Genomic DNA, 15,847 nt, shown 5'->3' on the forward strand with positions numbered 1-15,847 from the left:
ATGGCGATTACCATCGATATCGACACTGCACGCCCCTACCAGGTGCATGTTGGCACGTTTTTGCTGGAGCAGGCGGGACCGCTCGTGCGCGCCACTGCCGGCGGCACCAAGGCCGTCATCGTGACGGACACCAACGTGGGCCCGCTCTACCAGATGCCAGTTAAGCAGAGTCTGGAGGCATCAGACTACGAGGTGAGCATCTGCACCTTCGAGGCCGGCGAGGCCCATAAACGCGCCGAAACCTATGTTGCCATTTTGGAGTTTGTGGCCGAGCACGAGCTTTCGCGCTCCGACGTGATCGTGGCACTCGGCGGCGGCGTCGTGGGCGACGTGGCGGGCTTTGTGGCCGCCACCTACATGCGCGGCTGCAAGCTTGTGCAGATCCCGACGAGTCTGCTCGCCATGGTGGATTCGTCTGTGGGCGGCAAGACCGCCATCGACCTGGCTGCCGGCAAGAACTTGGCCGGCGCCTTTTGGCAGCCGAGCGTGGTTATCGCAGACGTGGGGTGCCTGGCCACCCTCACGCCCGAGCAGTTCGCCGACGGCTGCGGCGAGGTCGTCAAGCACGCCGTGATCGCCGACCCGGAGCTTTTCGCCGAGCTGGAGAAGACCCCGCTCACGCTGGAGCTGCTCAACCGCGATGTGGCCCGCGTAGCGCTCATCATCGCCCGCAATATCGACATCAAGCGCGCCGTGGTCGTCGCCGACGAGCGCGAAACCAACCAGCGCAAGCTCCTCAACTTTGGACACAGCGCCGGACATGCCGTTGAGGCCTGCGAGCACTTTGAGCTCGGACACGGCAACTGCGTGTCGATCGGCATGGGAATCATCACGCGCGCCGCGGCCCTGCACGGCGTTTGCGATGCTGCACTGCCCGGTCGTATTGAGGAACTCTGCGCCCGCCATGGCCTCAAGACCCGCTGCGACCTAGATGCCGATGCCATCTTTGCCGAGGCGCTCCACGACAAGAAGCGCGCGGGCGACACCATCGACCTGGTGATTCCGCACGGCATTGGCCGCTGCAGCATCGACCGCACGCCGCTTTCCACTTTCCACGATTTAATTGCCGAGGGCCTCGGCCAGAAGGGAGACGCTTCCGCATGCTAGCCCGCATCACCCCGTCCCCGCTCAAGGGCACCGTTCCCGCCATCGCGTCCAAGTCGATGGCGCATCGCCTGATCATCTGCGCCGCGCTTGCCAACGGCGAGACGCACGTTACCTGCAACACCACCTGCGCCGACATCGAGGCCACGGTACGTTGCCTCACGGCGCTCGGCGCCCGCATCGAGACCGTCGAGGACGGCTTCCAGGTCCACCCCACCATGAAGAGCGTTGAATTTGGCCTGCTCAAGGCTCTCGCCGGCGGTACGCTCGACTGCGGCGAGAGCGGCTCCACGCTGCGTTTTATGCTGCCCGTCGCCTGTGCGCTGGGTGCGGAGGCCACTTTTGTGGGCCAGGGTCGTCTGGGCGCCCGCCCGCTCTCCCCGCTCTCGGACGAGATAATCGCCGCCGGTTGCGACCTGCAGGGTCTGGGCGGTTTTCCGCTCAAGACGAACGGTCGCATGCGCCCGGGCACTTTTGTGCTGCCGGGCAACGTGAGCTCGCAGTACATCTCGGGCCTGCTGCTGGCGGCCCCGCTGCTGGCCCAGCCCTCCTGCGTACAGGTGACCGGCCTCATTGAGAGCCGCCCCTACATCAACCTGACGATCCAGGCCATGAAGGCCTTTGGCGTCGAGGTCAACGTCGAGCGCATTCCCGCCAGGGACGGCCAGCCCGAGGTCACGAACTTCCGCGTGAACAGCGGCTCGTACCGCACACCCGGCAGCGTGGCCGTCGAGGGCGACTGGTCCAACGCCGCCTTTTGGCTGTGCGCCGGCGCCATCGGCACCGACCCCATCACCGTAGAGGGTGTGTCGCTCAGCTCCGCGCAGGGCGACCGCAACGTGCTCGCCGCGCTCTCGCGCTTTGGTGCCCGCATCGTGCGTTCCACCAACGCCGCCACCGTGCAGTCCGACAAACTCGCCGGCTTCGAGATGAGCGCCCACGACATTCCCGACCTGGTGCCCGTCATCTCCGCCGTGGCTTCGCTGGCGCAAGGCCGCACGTTCATCCGCGACTGCGCGCGCCTGCGCATCAAGGAATCCGACCGCCTGGTCACCACCACCCGCGAGCTCACCGCGCTGGGCGCACAGGTGCGCATTGCCGGCGACGACCTCATCATCAAGGGTGTCGATGCCTTTACCGGCGGCGAGGTCGATTCGCACAACGACCACCGCATCGCCATGATGGCCGCCATCGCCGCGAGCCGCGCCACCGGCGAGGTCGTGATCCACGGCGCCGAGGCGGTCAACAAGTCCTATCCCGATTTCTTCGACCACTACCGCCTGCTGGGCGGCAAGGTCACACTCGAGGAGGAATAGCATGTCCTCGACCTTTGGCAACGTCTTGCATCTGAGCATTTTCGGTCAGTCGCACTCCCCCGCCATCGGCTGCTCGCTCGATGGCATTCCGGCAGGTATCGCCGTGGACCAGGAGCAGCTGCAGGCCTTTTTGGACCGTCGTGCCCCCGGCCGCGATGAGACCGCGACCAAGCGCCGTGAGGCCGATGCCGCGCACATCATCGCCGGCGTGGTCGATGGGCACACCACCGGCGCACCAGTCGCAGCGATCATCGAGAACACCAACACGCGCTCCAAGGACTACTCCGAGCTACGCCGTAAGCCCCGTCCGGGCCATGCGGATTTCCCAGCGCGCGTGAAGTACCACAACATGCACGACGTCGCCGGCGGTGGGCACTTCTCCGGCCGCCTGACGGCACCCCTGTGCATCGCCGGCGGCATCGCACTGCAGGCGCTCGAGGCCCGCGGCATTAAGGTGATGGCGCACGTGGCACAGATCGGCGGCATCTCCGACCTGCCCATGGACGACATGGTCTATCGCGAGGCCGACCGCAAGGCGATCCTTACGAACAACCTGCCCTGCATCGACGCAGCGGCCGCCGGTCGCATGCGCGAGGAGATTCTGGCCGCGCGCGACGAGCTCGACAGTATCGGCGGCATCGTGGAGTGCGGCATCTACGGGCTTCCCGCGGGCATCGGCGACCCCATGTTCGACGGCATCGAGAACCGCATCGCGCAAATCGCGTTTGGCATTCCCGCCGTAAAGGGCGTGGAGTTTGGCATGGGCTTTGCCGTGGCCGCCATGCGCGGCAGCGAGAACAACGACCCGTACCGCGTTGATGCCGAGACCGGCGAGATCGAGGTCGAGTCCAATAACGCCGGCGGCATCCTGGGCGGCATCTCCACCGGCGCGCCCGTCATGTGGCGCATGGCCGTAAAGCCGACGCCCTCCATTGGCCGCGAGCAGCAGACCGTAGACATGGACGCTATGGAAAATGCCGAGCTCTCGGTGCACGGCCGTCACGATCCCTGCATCGTCCCCCGAGCCGTCCCCGTAGCCGAGGCAGCCGCGGCGCTCGCCATCTGGGACGCTCTCCTCGAGGACGCCGCCCAGCTCTAACCCGACTCACCTGGGTTGCCTGTCAACTCAGCCGTTACGTGAAAGGGGCCTCCATGGACCTTGCAGACATCCGCCAGGCCATCGATGGCATCGACACCACGCTGCTCAACAGCTTTGTCGAGCGCATGGACATTGCCACCGAGGTCGCCAAATCCAAGATCGAGATGGGCAAGGCCGTCTTCGACCCCGCCCGCGAGCGCTCCAAGCTCAACAACCTCGCCAGCCGCGCGCCAAAGCGCTACGAAGCTCAGACCATCACCCTGTTCCGCCTGCTTATGAGCATGAGCAAGGCCGAGCAGCAGCGCTACATCAACGAGCTCAAGGGCATCACCGTCTCGCAAAAGGCCCACGCCACGGCTGCAGCCTTTGACACGCCCTTCCCTCAAACGGCCACCGTTGCCTGCCAGGGCGTGGAAGGTGCCTATAGCCAGATCGCCGCGTGCAAACTCTTCGACGTGCCGGATATTGCGTTCTTCGAGACCTTCGAGGGCGTCATGCGCGCCGTGCGCGACGGCTTTTGCGAGTTTGGCGTACTGCCCATCGAAAACTCAACCGCCGGCTCGGTAAACGCCGTCTACGACCTGCTCGCACAGTTCAACTTCCATATCGTGCGCTCGCTTCGCCTCAAGATCGATCACAACCTGCTCGTCAAGCCCGGCACCAAGCTCGCGGACATACGCGAGGTCTACAGCCACGGTCAGGCCATCGCGCAGTGCGCTGGCTATATCGAGGGTCATAATCTGCACGCCTCCAAGTACCCCAACACCGCCATGTCGGCCGAGATGGTCGCCAACTCCGAGCGCACCGACGTCGCCGCCATCGCCTCGCGCAGCTGCGCGGCACTCTATGGCCTGGAGGTGCTGGAGCCCAACATTCAGGACTCGGACAACAACTACACGCGCTTTGTCGTCATCAGCCGCGAGCCGCGCGTCTACCCCGGCGCCAACCGTACCTCGCTCATGATCACCACGGCCAACGAGCCGGGTGCGCTCTATCGCGTACTCGAGCGCTTCTACGCGCTCAATATCAACCTCATCAAGCTCGAGAGCCGCCCCATCCCCGGCCGCGACTTTGAGTTTATGTTCTACTTTGATCTGGACTGCCCCTTTGGCAGCAAGGCCCTCGACGACCTGCTCGATTCTATCGACGACGTGTGCGAGAGCTTCACCTACTTTGGCAGCTACACGGAGGTGTTCTAGATGACCGATACCGCCGCAACCCGCCCCTACGGAGTGCTGGGCCGCGTGCTGGGCCACAGCTACACCCCAACCATCTACAAAGAGCTCGCTGGGCTCGATTACGTGCGATTTGAGCGCGAGCCCGAGGACCTCGCGGCCTTTATGACGGGCGACGAGTGGGAGGGCACCAACGTGACCATCCCCTACAAGCGCGCCGTCATGGAGTATCTGGACGAGCTGAGCCCGCTCGCCGAGCGCATGGGCAACGTCAACACCATCACGCGCCTGCCCGACGGCCGCCTGCGCGGCGATAATACTGACTACTTCGGTTTTCAGTGCCTTGTCGAGGAGCTGGGGGTTGAGGTCGCCGGCAAGAAGGCTCTCGTGCTCGGAGCCACTGGTGGCGCCGGCACCACGGCAAGTATGGTGCTGGGAGACCTGGGCGCCATCGTCGTACCCGTGGGTCGCACGAGCGAGGTCAACTACGGCAACATCGCGCAGCAGTCCGACGCCGCCATGCTCGTCAACTGCACGCCTGCCGGCATGTCCCCCCACTGCCCCGACGCGCCTTGCACACTCGAAGGGCTCGATGCGCTCGAGGGCGTTATCGACATTGTTTACAACCCCGCCCGCACGGGCCTGATGCTCGAGGCCGAGCGCCGCGGCATCCCCTGCATCGGCGGCCTACTGATGCTCGTGGCCCAAGCGGCACAGGCCGTCGAGCGCTATACCGGCCAAGTCACCCCGCGCAAGCGCATCTTAGACGTAACGGAGCGTCTGTCCCGCTGCGAACAAAACATCGCGCTGATCGGCATGCCGGGTTCGGGCAAGACCCGCGTGGGTGAGCAGATCGCCCAGCTCACGGGCCGCGAGCACATCGACTTGGATCGCGCGCTCGAGGAGCGTCTGGGCATGCCCTGTGCCGACTTTATCGTCGAGCGCGGCGAGGCGGCCTTCCGCGAACAGGAGACGGCGGCGCTGGCCGACATCTCCAAGCGCAGCGGCCTGGTGCTCTCCACCGGCGGCGGCGTGGTCACACGCGACGAGAACTACCCGCTGCTGCACCAGAATAGCCAGATCGTGATGCTCAACCGTAAGCTCGACGAGCTCGCCCACAAGGGCCGCCCCATCACCGCGCGCGACGGCATCGATAAGTTAGCCGAACAGCGCATGCCCCGCTACCGCGCCTGGGCCGACTACATCATCGACTCACGCGACTGCGCCGCCAACACCGCCCGTGCCCTCCTCGACACCCTCTCACCCGCTCTCTAACCAAAACCACCACAAAGGAGACAGGCACCTTTGTGGTGGTTTTCCAACCGCAAAGGAAGCAACCATGAAAGCACTCGTCATCAACGGCCCCAACCTCAACATGCTCGGCATTCGCGAGCCGGGCATCTATGGCAGCGACAACTACGACCGCTTAGTGCAGATCTGCCAGGAAGCAGGGGCCGCGCAGGGGTTTGACGAGGTCGAGGTCTTCCAGTCCAACCACGAGGGCAGCATCGTCGACAAGATCCAGGAGGCCTACGGCAAGGTCGACGGCATCGTCATCAACCCGGCAGCCTACACACATACGAGCGTGGCGATCCTCGACGCCCTCAAGGCCGTCGCCATCCCCGCCGTCGAGGTCCACATCAGCGCCGTCGAGACCCGCGAGGACTTCCGCCAAGTGAGCTACGCACGCCTAGCCTGCTTCGCCACCATCACCGGCGAAGGCCTCCAAGGCTACGCCCACGCGCTGGAGCTGCTGGGGGAACGTCTCGAAAAGTAGCCTCGCGAGCAAATCCATCAACGCGATTCACACGCTAATAATGCCAGTGCCGCCAGCAGCAACCTTGCTACTGGCGGCACTTTATTACTGGCATATAATCATTGCAGTCACACAACGTCTGGAGACGCGCATGTTAAGCATCCATCTGGGGGATTACCCTGGTTCCATCTACGATACCGAAACCTATTTTAGGAACTCATACTTGGACTCATGGTTCGAAGACCCTATGGCCGCACAGATTATTAAAAGCGTGGACGGATCAGAGCTCATCGGTCCCCACAACATCGTAAGCAAACAGCTGGGCTCGATCACCCCACTCGAACTGTCCGGCGGCGTTAAGACGCTGCTGCTGGTGCGCAATCTCCCAAATATGGTGTTCAACGCATCCACCTGCGGAGACAACTGTGCCCGCTGGCTACTCAAGATCGGCAAAGAGCAGGATGTGCTGGTGACCTTATACCACATCATGAAATTCCCCTGGAAGAGCTTTAAGATCCGCATCGATAACGATGGCCGCAACGTCAGGAACATGCAGGAGTTTGTCGGTGCCACCAATGACTTTTTGGATGTTGATGAGTAATGAGGGGAACACATACTGTTGTCGTCGAGCGCGCAAAGGTCAAATACACACTCACGTTTAAGCGCAATATTTCCTTTATACGCGGCAACAGCGGCACGGGTAAAACGACGCTCATCTCGATGATTCGCGACTACAACGACCGAGGACCGGAAAGCGGCGTTGCACTCAGTTGCGACGTGCCTTGCGAAACGCTTTCCGGCAGACGCTGGGAGCGCGAGCTATCGATCATCGAAGATTCAATCGTCTTTCTAGATGAGGGTAACGAGTTTATCTACTCAAAGGACTTCGCCAAAGCCGTCAACGGCTCGTCCAACTATTTTGTTCTGATATCTCGTCGCGATGCCAACGAGCTCCCCTACAGCGTTGATGAGATCCTGAAGCTAGTCAACACGACAAGTAAAACAATCAATGGCCGCAAGAGCGACAGGCGCTTCTACTCGGTGACCAAGCCGCTATATGACCACACGGCAAGTATGCTGTATCAGGATCTAAATGTTGGATTCGAGGTACCCGACGCCGTAGTTGTCGAGGATAGCAAATCTGGCTATCAATTCTACGACGCTCTTTGCAACCGACTCGGGATCCCCTGCTATACCGCCACCGGCGTTGCGAATCTAAAACGTACGATTCACGAATGTCCCGAGCAAAACATCCTTGCTATTGGAGACGGAGCAGCATTTGGTCCCTACATCGAAAAGGTGCTCGGACAGCGCGTTTACAAGAACGTACGCTTGTTCCTCCCCGAATCATTCGAGTGGACACTCCTGCAATCTGGCCTCATTCCCAGTAACGATATCTTAAAAATCCTCGAGGATCCCTCAAGCTATATCGAAAGCCGCGACTACCTGAGCTGGGAGCGGTTCTTCACCGATGTGTTGATCAAATACTCGGCAGACACTCGCTACGCCTACAGAAAGGTAAAGCTCAATGAGCAGTACCTGAGGCCGCAGGCGATGAATGCAGTTGCAAACGTCTTGCCCGAGTGCCTGAAGGCAGACTAGATACAGCGGGGAGGGCCAAGTTGGTCCTCCCCGCTTTTGTTACGCCTTCTTGATCACGTACGCCAATCCAATATCGCAGGCACAGCGTACGATTGACGCGAAGAACCACGATGCTGGCAGCGTCATAAGCAGAGGCTTGCTCACGCTCGGCTCCAGCCCCCTTTGGCGCGCCGTATAACCAATCCACATCAGCAGCACAATAGCAGCTCACGCCACGGCTTCGGCCTAAACGTATACCCGGCAAGAACAAAGAACACCGGCATGTGAAAAAGCCCAGACCACCAAGCGGTCCGGGCTTAATAAACGATGGTGCTCCATGGCGGATTCGAACCGTCGACCTTGGGATTAGAAGTCCCCTGCTCTATCCAACTGAGCTAATGGAGCAAATAACCGCACGCCCAAGCACGCGCACGCGCGCCAGGCGCAGATAATTATAACCTAGTTGAACTGCTCGCGGTACGCCTTACAGACCTCATCAACCGGGCCGTCCATGCGAAGGTCGCCCTTCTCAATCCAAACGGCGCGCTGGCAGATGCGCTCAACCTGCTCCATAGAGTGCGAAACGAACAGAACCGTCACGTCACCGCTCTGGATAAAGTGCTGAATACGCGCCTCGCACTTTTGCTGGAAGAACACGTCACCGACGGAGAGCGTCTCATCAACGATCAGAATATCGGGCTCGGTAATCGTGGCGATTGCAAAGGCGATACGCGCCACCATGCCCGAAGAGAAGTTCTTAAGCGGCATGTCGACAAAGTTCTGCAGCTCGGCGAACTCGATAATGCCGTCAAAGTTGGCGTCGATGAACTCCTTGGTATAGCCGAGCAGCGCACCGTTCAAATAAATGTTCTCGCGCGCCGTCAGCTCGGGGTCAAAGCCAGCGCCAAGCTCAATCAGTGGTGCGATGTTACCGTGCACCTTAACGCTGCCCTCGCTAGGCTCAAGCACGCCGGCGATAATCTTGAGCATCGTAGACTTGCCGGAACCATTGGTGCCCACCAGGCCCACGACCTCGCCGCGATGAATATCGAACGAGATGTGCTTAAGCGCCCTAAACTCCTCAAAGAACAGCTCGTGCTTGGCAAGCTTAATGAAATACTCCTTGAGGTTGGTCAGCGACTCGGACGCCATGTTAAAGATCATGGTGACGTCGTCGACCTCGACAGCCAGAGGCTGCTCGCTGTAATCAACAACAGATTCAGTCATCACAGCACTCCTTAGATGTAGAGGATGAATTTGCGCTCGGACTTATGGAACACGGTGTAGCCAATAGCAAGCGCAAGAACCGCCCAAGCGACGCACATACCAAGCGTCAAGAACGAAGGCGTGGTCTGGAACAGGAAGATGTCACGCATAAACTGCAGGTAGTTGTACATGGGGTTCGCATAGACCAGGATGCGCACGATATGGGGCATTTGCGCAACGAAGTCGGTCGTCCAGAAGATGGGCGTAATGTAGGTCCATGCCGTGATGACGACGCTCCACAGATGCATGACATCGCGGAAGAAAACCGTGAGGGCGGAGAGCATCATGCCCAGGCCCATGCAGAAGCACATAAGCAAGAACAAGCAAACAGGCAGCAGAATGAGGTGCCACGAAGGCATAACGCGGAACCACAGCATAACGATGGCGACGGCGACCAGCGAGAAGGCAAAGTTGACCAGCGAGAAGAGCACCTTCTGCACCGGGAAGACCCAGCGGTGAACCTTGACCTTCTTGAGCAGCGGAGCTGCGCCCACGATCGACGTCAGCGCCTGGTTCGTAGACTCGGACATGACGGCAAAGGTGACGTTACCCACGATCAAGTACAGCGGGTACATCTCGGGCGTAATAGAGCCGTTGCGACCCTGGGCAAAAATCGTCGAGAACACGATGGCCATGACGATCATCATCAGCAGCGGGTTGAGCACCGACCACGCAACGCCCAACACGCTGCGACGATACTTAATCTTAAAATCCTTGGTAACCAGCTGACGAAGGATAAACGCGTCCTTCTCAAATTCGTTCTTAGCAAACGTCGCAGGCAGACTGCGAGTTTCTTGTTGCTTTGTCTGATCCGACACGGATGCAACTCCTTTACTCGTAATCGTTGACAAACGAACAGTATAGACCCGACAGGCAGGCAAACGAATCGCGCAACAAAACTGGAGAACTAACCCACATCTTAGGATGCCAGGCGCAAACGGCTATACTTTCAGAGATTGAAATTCAAAGGAGCATTGAGTGAATTCTGAATCCATTGCCGTCATTATCCCCTGCTACAACGAAGCCCTCACGATCGGTAAGGTCGTCGACGACTTTCACCGCGAGCTTCCGCAGGCGACGGTCTATGTCTATGACAATAACTCGTCGGACGAGACTTCCCGCATCGCAACAGAGCATGGTGCGACGGTCCGCTTTGAGCCGCGTCAGGGCAAGGGCAACGTCTGCCGCCAGATGTTTCGCGACATCGACGCCGATTGCTACCTGATGGTCGACGGCGACGACACCTACCCCGCCGAGGCGGCCAAAGCCCTCTGCGAGCCTATCCTCAGCGGCACGGCCGACATGACCGTAGGCGATCGCCTTTCCAACGGCACCTACGCCGAGGAAAACAAGCGTGCCTTCCACGGCTTTGGCAACAATCTGGTCCGTGCCATGATCAAGTGGATCTATGGCTACAGCTTCGATGATGTCATGACCGGCTACCGTGCCATGAGCCGCCCGTTCGTTAAAACCTTCCCCGTGCTTTCCGAGGGCTTCCAGATCGAAACCGAGCTCTCAATCCACGCCGTCGACCACCGCTGGCGCATCAAAGATGTGCCCATCGAGTACCGCGACCGTCCGGAAGGCTCCGAGTCCAAGCTCAATACCGTGAGCGACGGCATTAAAGTCGTTGCGATGATCGGCACGCTGTTCAAGGACTACCGCCCGCTGAAGTTCTTCAGCCTCGTCGCGCTTCTGTTTGCGGTGATCGGCCTCGCCTTGGGCACGCCCATCGTTGTCGAGTATTTCCAGACCGGCCTCGTTCCGCGCTTCCCCACCGCCATGCTCGCCGCGTCGTTTATGTTCCTGTGCGGTCTGAGCCTTGCGACCGGCTTCATCCTCGATTCCGTGGCAAAGGTCGAAAAAAAGCAGTGGGAGGTCAACGTGTACAGCAAATACGCCTACGACGACCAGCCCGGCAGGTCCGCCACCACGCCAAGCGAGTGAAAGATCTTCCGCAAAATACTATTGGCACCACTGCGCAGATAGCCATCAACAAGAAAAGCCGCCGTTAAAGAACGGCGGCTTTTACTCTCGAAAAGTTGATAGCGGCTAGAGCGTCTTGAGGTACTCCCCAAGCTCTTCCTCCCAGTCGGGCATGTGGAACCCGACCGACTCGAGCCTGGAAAGGTCGAGCGCGGAGTGGACCGGGCGCGGGGCGACGGGTCCCTCGGCGCCGCCGTAGTAGTCGGCGGTGCTGACCGGCACGACCTTGTCCCCGTTGCCGTTGGCGGCCTCGAAGACGGCGCGGGCGATGTCCGCCCAGCTCTTCACGGCGCCGGAGCCGGTGCAGTCGTAGGTCCCGTAGGGGGCGTGCGTCCCCAGCACGTGGAAGATGGCGGCGGCCATGTCGCGCGTGAAGGTCAGGCGGCCCAGCTGGTCGTCGACGACCGTGACCTGCGCGAGCCCGTCCTCGGGGTCGGCGACGCGGTCGGAGAGCCCCTTCATGGTCTTGACGAAGTTGTGCCCCTCGCCGATGACCCAGGAGCTGCGCATGATGTAGTGGCGGGGGCAGCCGGCCACGGCGATGTCGCCGGCGGCCTTGGTCTGGCCGTAGACGGACAGCGGGGAGAAGGGCTCCTCCTCGTCATGGACCTCGGCGGTGCCGTCGAAGACGTAGTCGGAGGACACGTGGACGAGCGTGATGCCGTGCCCGGCGCAGGTGCGGGCGAGAAGGGCCGGGCCGGTCGCGTTGGCCTTCCAGGCGGTGGCGCGGCCCTCGGGGGTCTCCGCCCTGTCCACAGCCGTGTAGGCGCCGCAGTTGATCACGGTGCCGTAGAGCGACCAGTCGTACTGTGCGTAGGCGTCCGGGTCGGACATGTCGAAGGTGTCGATGTCGCAGAAGTCGAAGTCCTTCGACATGCCGCGCTCCTCGGCGAGCGCGCGCACCGCATGGCCCAGCTGGCCGTTGCAGCCGGTGACGAGGGTGCGCCTGGGCGCCATGGGGACGACGTCCTTGAGCATCGGGTGTTTGAGGTCGGCCTCGGAGACGGTGGCCTCCTCCAGCGGGATCGGCCACTCGATGGCGAGCTCCGGGTCGGCGAGGTTCACGAAGGTATAGGTCTTCTTGAGCTCGAGGGACCAGTGGGCGTCCACCAGGTAGGTGTAGGCGGTGCCGTCCTCCAGGGCCTGGAAGGAGTTGCCCACGCCGCGGGGCACGTAGATGGCCTTGGAGGGGTCCAGGACGGTCGTGTAGACCTTGCCGTAGGTGTCACTGCCCTCGCGCAGGTCCACCCAGGCGCCGAAGACGCTGCCGCGGGCGACGGAGATGAACTTGTCCCAGGGCTCCGCGTGGATGCCGCGGGTGACGCCGCGGCTGTCGTTGTAGGAGATGTTGTTCTGGACGACCCTGAGGTCGGGGATGCCCAGCGCGGTCATCTTGGCGCGCTGCCAGTTCTCCTTGAACCAGCCGCGCGAGTCGCCGTGGACGGCGAGGTCGACGACCTTGAGGCCCACGATGCCGGTCTCGGCGACGGCGAGGTCCTTCTCGAATGCGATGTCTGCCATGTCTCTCTCCCCTCCTACTGGCCCTGTGCGCGGTAACGGGCCTCGGTGGCCTCCTTGGCCGGGCGCCACCAAGACTCGTTGGCCACGTACCAGTCGATGGTGGCCTTCAGGCCCTCGGCGAAGTCGGTGTGGGCCGGCCTCCAGCCCAGCTCGCGCTGGAGCTTGGTCGAGTCGATGGCGTAGCGGCGGTCGTGGCCGGGGCGGTCGGCGACCCAGTCGAAGTCCTCGGGGTCCTTCCCCATCGCCTCCAGGATCATGCGCAGCACGGTGATGTTGTTCTTCTCGCCGTCGGCGCCGATGAGGTAGGTCTCCCCCGTGCGGCCCTTGGTGAGGATGTCCCAGACGGCGCTGGAATGGTCCTCGGTGTGGATCCAGTCGCGGACGTTCTCGCCGCGGCCGTAGAGCTTGGGGCGGACGCCGTCTATGATGTTCGTGATCTGCCTGGGGATGAACTTCTCCACGTGCTGGTAGGGGCCGTAGTTGTTGGAGCAGTTGGAGATCGTGGTGCGCAGGCCGTAGGTGCGGGTCCATGCGCGCACGAGCATGTCGGAACTCGCCTTGGTGGAGCTATAGGGGCTCGAGGGCTTATACGGCGTCTCCTCGGTGAACTTGGCGGGGTCGTCGAGCGCCAGGTCGCCGTAGACCTCGTCGGTGGAGACGTGGTGGTAGCGGACGCCATATTTGCGGACGGCCTCCAGCAGGCGGAAGGTGCCCTCCACGTTGGTGCGCAAGAACGGCTCCGGGTCGGCGATGGAGTTGTCGTTGTGGCTCTCTGCGGCGTAGTGCACGATCGCGTCGTGGCCGGGGACGATCCTATCGAGCAGCTCCGCGTCGCAGATGTCACCGACGACGAGCTCGACCCTGTCCTCGGGCAGCCCCGCGATGTTCTCGGGGTTGCCGGCGTAGGTCAGCTTGTCCAGGACGGTCACGTGGACGCCCGGGTGGTTCTTCACCACGTAGTGCACGAAGTTGCTGCCGATGAAGCCGCAACCGCCCGTGACGATGATGTTCTTAGGTTCAAAAATCTCAGACATGAAAATCCAATCTGAAGCAAGTACAGCTTCTTTAGTATGCCGCAGGAAGTGACGCCGCGACACTATTCAACAAAACTATCGGACATTTCGGCATGCGATAAGAGCCATGACCTTCGCAGAATTACTTCCCCTACAAAACGCCTCCGGAATGCAGTCTTTGTCGTACCGGAAGACCGAATTCCCAGTTTTATCGCGTAAGTACTTATAGAAGAAGTCTTCCCAGCTTTTAAACTTCTCACTGTTTACAAAGGCTTCTGGGGTTTCCAAAACCGCCTTAACATCTAACCCTGAAATTACGCCAGAGCTCAGCAGAAGCCACTCGAATGACTCGGGAAGACAAACCGTAACAGTATCGCGATGAATGTCTTGCAGCTTAAGGACGCGGTCCGCATAGCACCCAAATGCCGCTCCGTCCGCGACAACAAACACGCGATCGTCGAAATGCTGATCCAACCAGCCCAAAATCGCGCTGTTCGTCATGGCCGAAGCACAGGTAAGCTCACTATCAGCGAAATGCCGTTCAAAGAACTGGAAACCAGACTTACTGTCCTCGCATAGAAGGATAGAAAAGTCCTGTTTTGGCGCCGATCGGGAAATAGCATAACGATGATTTCCGCGATCTTGATAAACAGGGACGAAGGAATGGTATTTTCCGCTCGTCTTAATCTTATAAATCTCATCCACGCTATACGGAAGATTGGGGAAATCAGCCCTTGAGATCAGCACGAAATAATTCGAGGAATACAGCACATGATGGGCAAACTCATCAGAATGGATCTCTTTTAAGCCCTCATCGACAAATACAATCGAGTCATGAACGGACGAAAGCTGGTTTCGCCAATCATAATCGGTCAGGGCGACACAGGGACAATCGCATTGCAAGGAGACACCCGACTGCTCGCCCGTTCGCATGTAGTCTGCGACCATGTCAAACAGTGCCGTCTTACCCGTGCCACTATCGCCACGCACAATAGTGATGTTCCGCTTGATGGTAAATGTGTACTTAGTTCCCCTGCGGCGGGAAATCTTAACGAGATGCGAACCGTTCATAAGCAGTACCTACAGATACGGAATCGACTCGTGAATCAATTCGGCCATGTTGTGAACGATTCGGCCGCTATTCACGACTTTAATTTTAAAATCCTCGCGACCAAAGTCCATCACATGATAGAGATTCACAACGAGCTTGCGGTCTTTCGCCATGTCAAGAATCCACTTGGCACAGTTGTCACCACAGGTAGAGGCGTTAAAAATATGCTTACGATCAAATCTCATAAGCAGCAGCGTTTTCACGCCACCAGAAAGCTGGAGTGGGGAGATGGATCCAAGCACGGGGCTTTCGATGACGTTTTCGGAGACAACATCCGATCGATCGACATCTTTAATTATCGAGACTGCATAGGGATCCGTAATCCAAGTAGACCGGTAAGAGTTTTTGAAATATGTCGCTGTGTTGTAAATCGCTTCTGGCATATCGCCAAAGTAGACGCTTAACACATCCACTCCCAATCATATTATCTTTATGGTCAACGTAATCATAACGAAAGGGGCCACCAGATAAACGGTGACCCCTAAAAGAAAACAAGCTGGCGCTAGTACTCGCGCGGGCTGTTGACGATCTCGCCGGCGGCGACCTTCTTCAGGTGCTGCCCGTAGACCGACTTGCCGTAGGCCTTCGCGGCCTCCTCCAGCCCGGCGGTGGTGATCCAGCCGTTCTCCCAGGCAATCTCCTCGGGGACCGAGACCGGCAGGTCCTGGGAGTGCTCCACGGCGCGGACGAACTCCGCGGCCTCGTGCAGGCTCTCCATGGTGCCGGTGTCCAGCCACGCGTAGCCGCGACCCAGGGTGACGACGGACAGCGTCCCCTCCTCCAGGTACATCTGGTTGAGCGTGGTGATCTCCAGCTCGCCGCGGGCCGAGGGCCTGACCTCGTGGGCCTTGGCGGCCACGTCGCCCGGGTAGAAGTACAGGCCGGTGACGGCGTAGGAGCTCTTGGGCTCAGCGGGCTT

General features: G+C 60.4%; 16 protein-coding genes and 1 tRNA gene. 9 read left to right on the plus strand and 8 right to left on the minus strand.

What is annotated here, in order from left to right; genetic code table 11:
* The 8 genes from aroB (at position 1) to FGQ67_RS04750 (ending at position 8,052) form a co-directional block, all read left to right on the plus strand.
* Positions 1-1,107, plus strand: coding sequence for a 3-dehydroquinate synthase (aroB, locus tag FGQ67_RS04715; protein WP_138340378.1), 1,107 nt, complete (start codon positions 1-3; stop codon positions 1,105-1,107).
* Entirely contained in the window at positions 1,101-2,420 is a 1,320-nt protein-coding gene (gene aroA, locus FGQ67_RS04720; RefSeq protein ID WP_138340379.1) for a 3-phosphoshikimate 1-carboxyvinyltransferase, read from the plus strand. Before aroB ends, aroA begins: the two co-directional genes overlap by 7 nt.
* A 1-nt stretch (position 2,421) precedes the next feature.
* Positions 2,422-3,519 carry a chorismate synthase gene (gene aroC, locus FGQ67_RS04725; RefSeq protein WP_138340380.1) on the plus strand — a complete coding sequence of 366 codons (1,098 nt, stop codon included), beginning with the start codon at positions 2,422-2,424 and terminating at the stop codon, positions 3,517-3,519.
* 53 nt (positions 3,520-3,572) lie between these two features.
* Entirely contained in the window at positions 3,573-4,718 is a 1,146-nt protein-coding gene (pheA, locus tag FGQ67_RS04730) for a prephenate dehydratase (RefSeq protein WP_138340381.1), read from the plus strand.
* The gene (locus FGQ67_RS04735) at positions 4,719-5,969 is read left to right on the plus strand and encodes a shikimate kinase (protein ID WP_138340382.1); all 1,251 of its coding nucleotides are present in this window, start codon (positions 4,719-4,721) and stop codon (positions 5,967-5,969) included.
* 64 nt (positions 5,970-6,033) lie between these two features.
* On the plus strand, positions 6,034-6,471 hold the full coding sequence (aroQ, locus tag FGQ67_RS04740) for a type II 3-dehydroquinate dehydratase (RefSeq protein WP_117790431.1): 438 nt from the start codon (positions 6,034-6,036) through the stop codon (positions 6,469-6,471).
* 130 nt (positions 6,472-6,601) lie between these two features.
* Positions 6,602-7,051, plus strand: coding sequence for a DUF4869 domain-containing protein (locus tag FGQ67_RS04745; protein WP_138340383.1), 450 nt, complete (start codon positions 6,602-6,604; stop codon positions 7,049-7,051).
* Positions 7,051-8,052, plus strand: a complete 1,002-nt coding sequence (locus tag FGQ67_RS04750; protein WP_138340384.1) for a DEAD/DEAH box helicase family protein — start codon at positions 7,051-7,053, stop codon at positions 8,050-8,052. Before FGQ67_RS04745 ends, FGQ67_RS04750 begins: the two co-directional genes overlap by 1 nt.
* A gap of 307 nt (positions 8,053-8,359) precedes the next feature.
* On the opposite strand, the gene FGQ67_RS04755 is transcribed toward FGQ67_RS04750, so the two are convergent.
* From FGQ67_RS04755 to FGQ67_RS04765, 3 genes are all read right to left on the minus strand, one after another.
* Positions 8,360-8,436: transfer RNA gene (locus FGQ67_RS04755), tRNA-Arg, on the minus strand.
* Between the two features lie 54 nt (positions 8,437-8,490).
* A complete protein-coding gene (locus tag FGQ67_RS04760) occupies positions 8,491-9,258 on the minus strand; it encodes an ABC transporter ATP-binding protein (RefSeq protein ID WP_006236046.1) in 768 nt (255 codons plus the stop codon).
* An 11-nt stretch (positions 9,259-9,269) separates the two neighbouring features.
* Positions 9,270-10,115 (minus strand): ABC transporter permease, encoded by an 846-nt coding sequence (locus FGQ67_RS04765; protein ID WP_249934391.1) that lies wholly within the window; start codon positions 10,113-10,115, stop codon positions 9,270-9,272.
* A 160-nt stretch (positions 10,116-10,275) separates the two neighbouring features.
* Between FGQ67_RS04765 and FGQ67_RS04770 the strand changes: the two genes are divergently transcribed.
* Entirely contained in the window at positions 10,276-11,244 is a 969-nt protein-coding gene (locus tag FGQ67_RS04770) for a glycosyltransferase family 2 protein (protein ID WP_138340385.1), read from the plus strand.
* 105 nt (positions 11,245-11,349) lie between these two features.
* Here the strand turns inward: FGQ67_RS04770 and FGQ67_RS04775 are convergent, their stop codons facing one another.
* From FGQ67_RS04775 to FGQ67_RS04795, 5 genes are all read right to left on the minus strand, one after another.
* On the minus strand, positions 11,350-12,804 hold the full coding sequence (locus tag FGQ67_RS04775; RefSeq protein WP_171025198.1) for a sugar nucleotide-binding protein: 1,455 nt from the start codon (positions 12,802-12,804) through the stop codon (positions 11,350-11,352).
* A gap of 14 nt (positions 12,805-12,818) precedes the next feature.
* The gene (rfbB, locus tag FGQ67_RS04780) at positions 12,819-13,838 is read right to left on the minus strand and encodes a dTDP-glucose 4,6-dehydratase (protein ID WP_138340386.1); all 1,020 of its coding nucleotides are present in this window, start codon (positions 13,836-13,838) and stop codon (positions 12,819-12,821) included.
* Positions 13,839-13,913: 75 nt separating this feature from the next.
* Positions 13,914-14,888, minus strand: a complete 975-nt coding sequence (locus FGQ67_RS04785; RefSeq protein ID WP_138340387.1) for a hypothetical protein — start codon at positions 14,886-14,888, stop codon at positions 13,914-13,916.
* Positions 14,889-14,897: 9 nt separating this feature from the next.
* On the minus strand, positions 14,898-15,335 hold the full coding sequence (locus tag FGQ67_RS04790) for a DUF4869 domain-containing protein (protein WP_040360074.1): 438 nt from the start codon (positions 15,333-15,335) through the stop codon (positions 14,898-14,900).
* Between the two features lie 95 nt (positions 15,336-15,430).
* The coding region (locus FGQ67_RS04795) for a sugar phosphate nucleotidyltransferase (RefSeq protein WP_249934392.1) at positions 15,431-15,847 on the minus strand (417 nt) is incomplete at its 5' end.

This window comes from Collinsella aerofaciens (assembly GCF_005845035.1).
Lineage (GTDB): Bacteria > Actinomycetota > Coriobacteriia > Coriobacteriales > Coriobacteriaceae > Collinsella > Collinsella aerofaciens_I.

Coding starts and splice junctions, on each gene's coding strand:
- aroB (WP_138340378.1), top strand. CDS start 1: ATGGCGATTACCATCGATATCGACACTGCACGCCCCTACCAGGTGCAT.
- aroA (WP_138340379.1), top strand. CDS start 1,101: ATGCTAGCCCGCATCACCCCGTCCCCGCTCAAGGGCACCGTTCCCGCC.
- aroC (WP_138340380.1), top strand. CDS start 2,422: ATGTCCTCGACCTTTGGCAACGTCTTGCATCTGAGCATTTTCGGTCAG.
- pheA (WP_138340381.1), top strand. CDS start 3,573: ATGGACCTTGCAGACATCCGCCAGGCCATCGATGGCATCGACACCACG.
- FGQ67_RS04735 (WP_138340382.1), top strand. CDS start 4,719: ATGACCGATACCGCCGCAACCCGCCCCTACGGAGTGCTGGGCCGCGTG.
- aroQ (WP_117790431.1), top strand. CDS start 6,034: ATGAAAGCACTCGTCATCAACGGCCCCAACCTCAACATGCTCGGCATT.
- FGQ67_RS04745 (WP_138340383.1), top strand. CDS start 6,602: ATGTTAAGCATCCATCTGGGGGATTACCCTGGTTCCATCTACGATACC.
- FGQ67_RS04750 (WP_138340384.1), top strand. CDS start 7,051: ATGAGGGGAACACATACTGTTGTCGTCGAGCGCGCAAAGGTCAAATAC.
- FGQ67_RS04760 (WP_006236046.1), bottom strand. CDS start 9,258: ATGACTGAATCTGTTGTTGATTACAGCGAGCAGCCTCTGGCTGTCGAG.
- FGQ67_RS04775 (WP_171025198.1), bottom strand. CDS start 12,804: ATGGCAGACATCGCATTCGAGAAGGACCTCGCCGTCGCCGAGACCGGC.
- rfbB (WP_138340386.1), bottom strand. CDS start 13,838: ATGTCTGAGATTTTTGAACCTAAGAACATCATCGTCACGGGCGGTTGC.
- FGQ67_RS04785 (WP_138340387.1), bottom strand. CDS start 14,888: ATGAACGGTTCGCATCTCGTTAAGATTTCCCGCCGCAGGGGAACTAAG.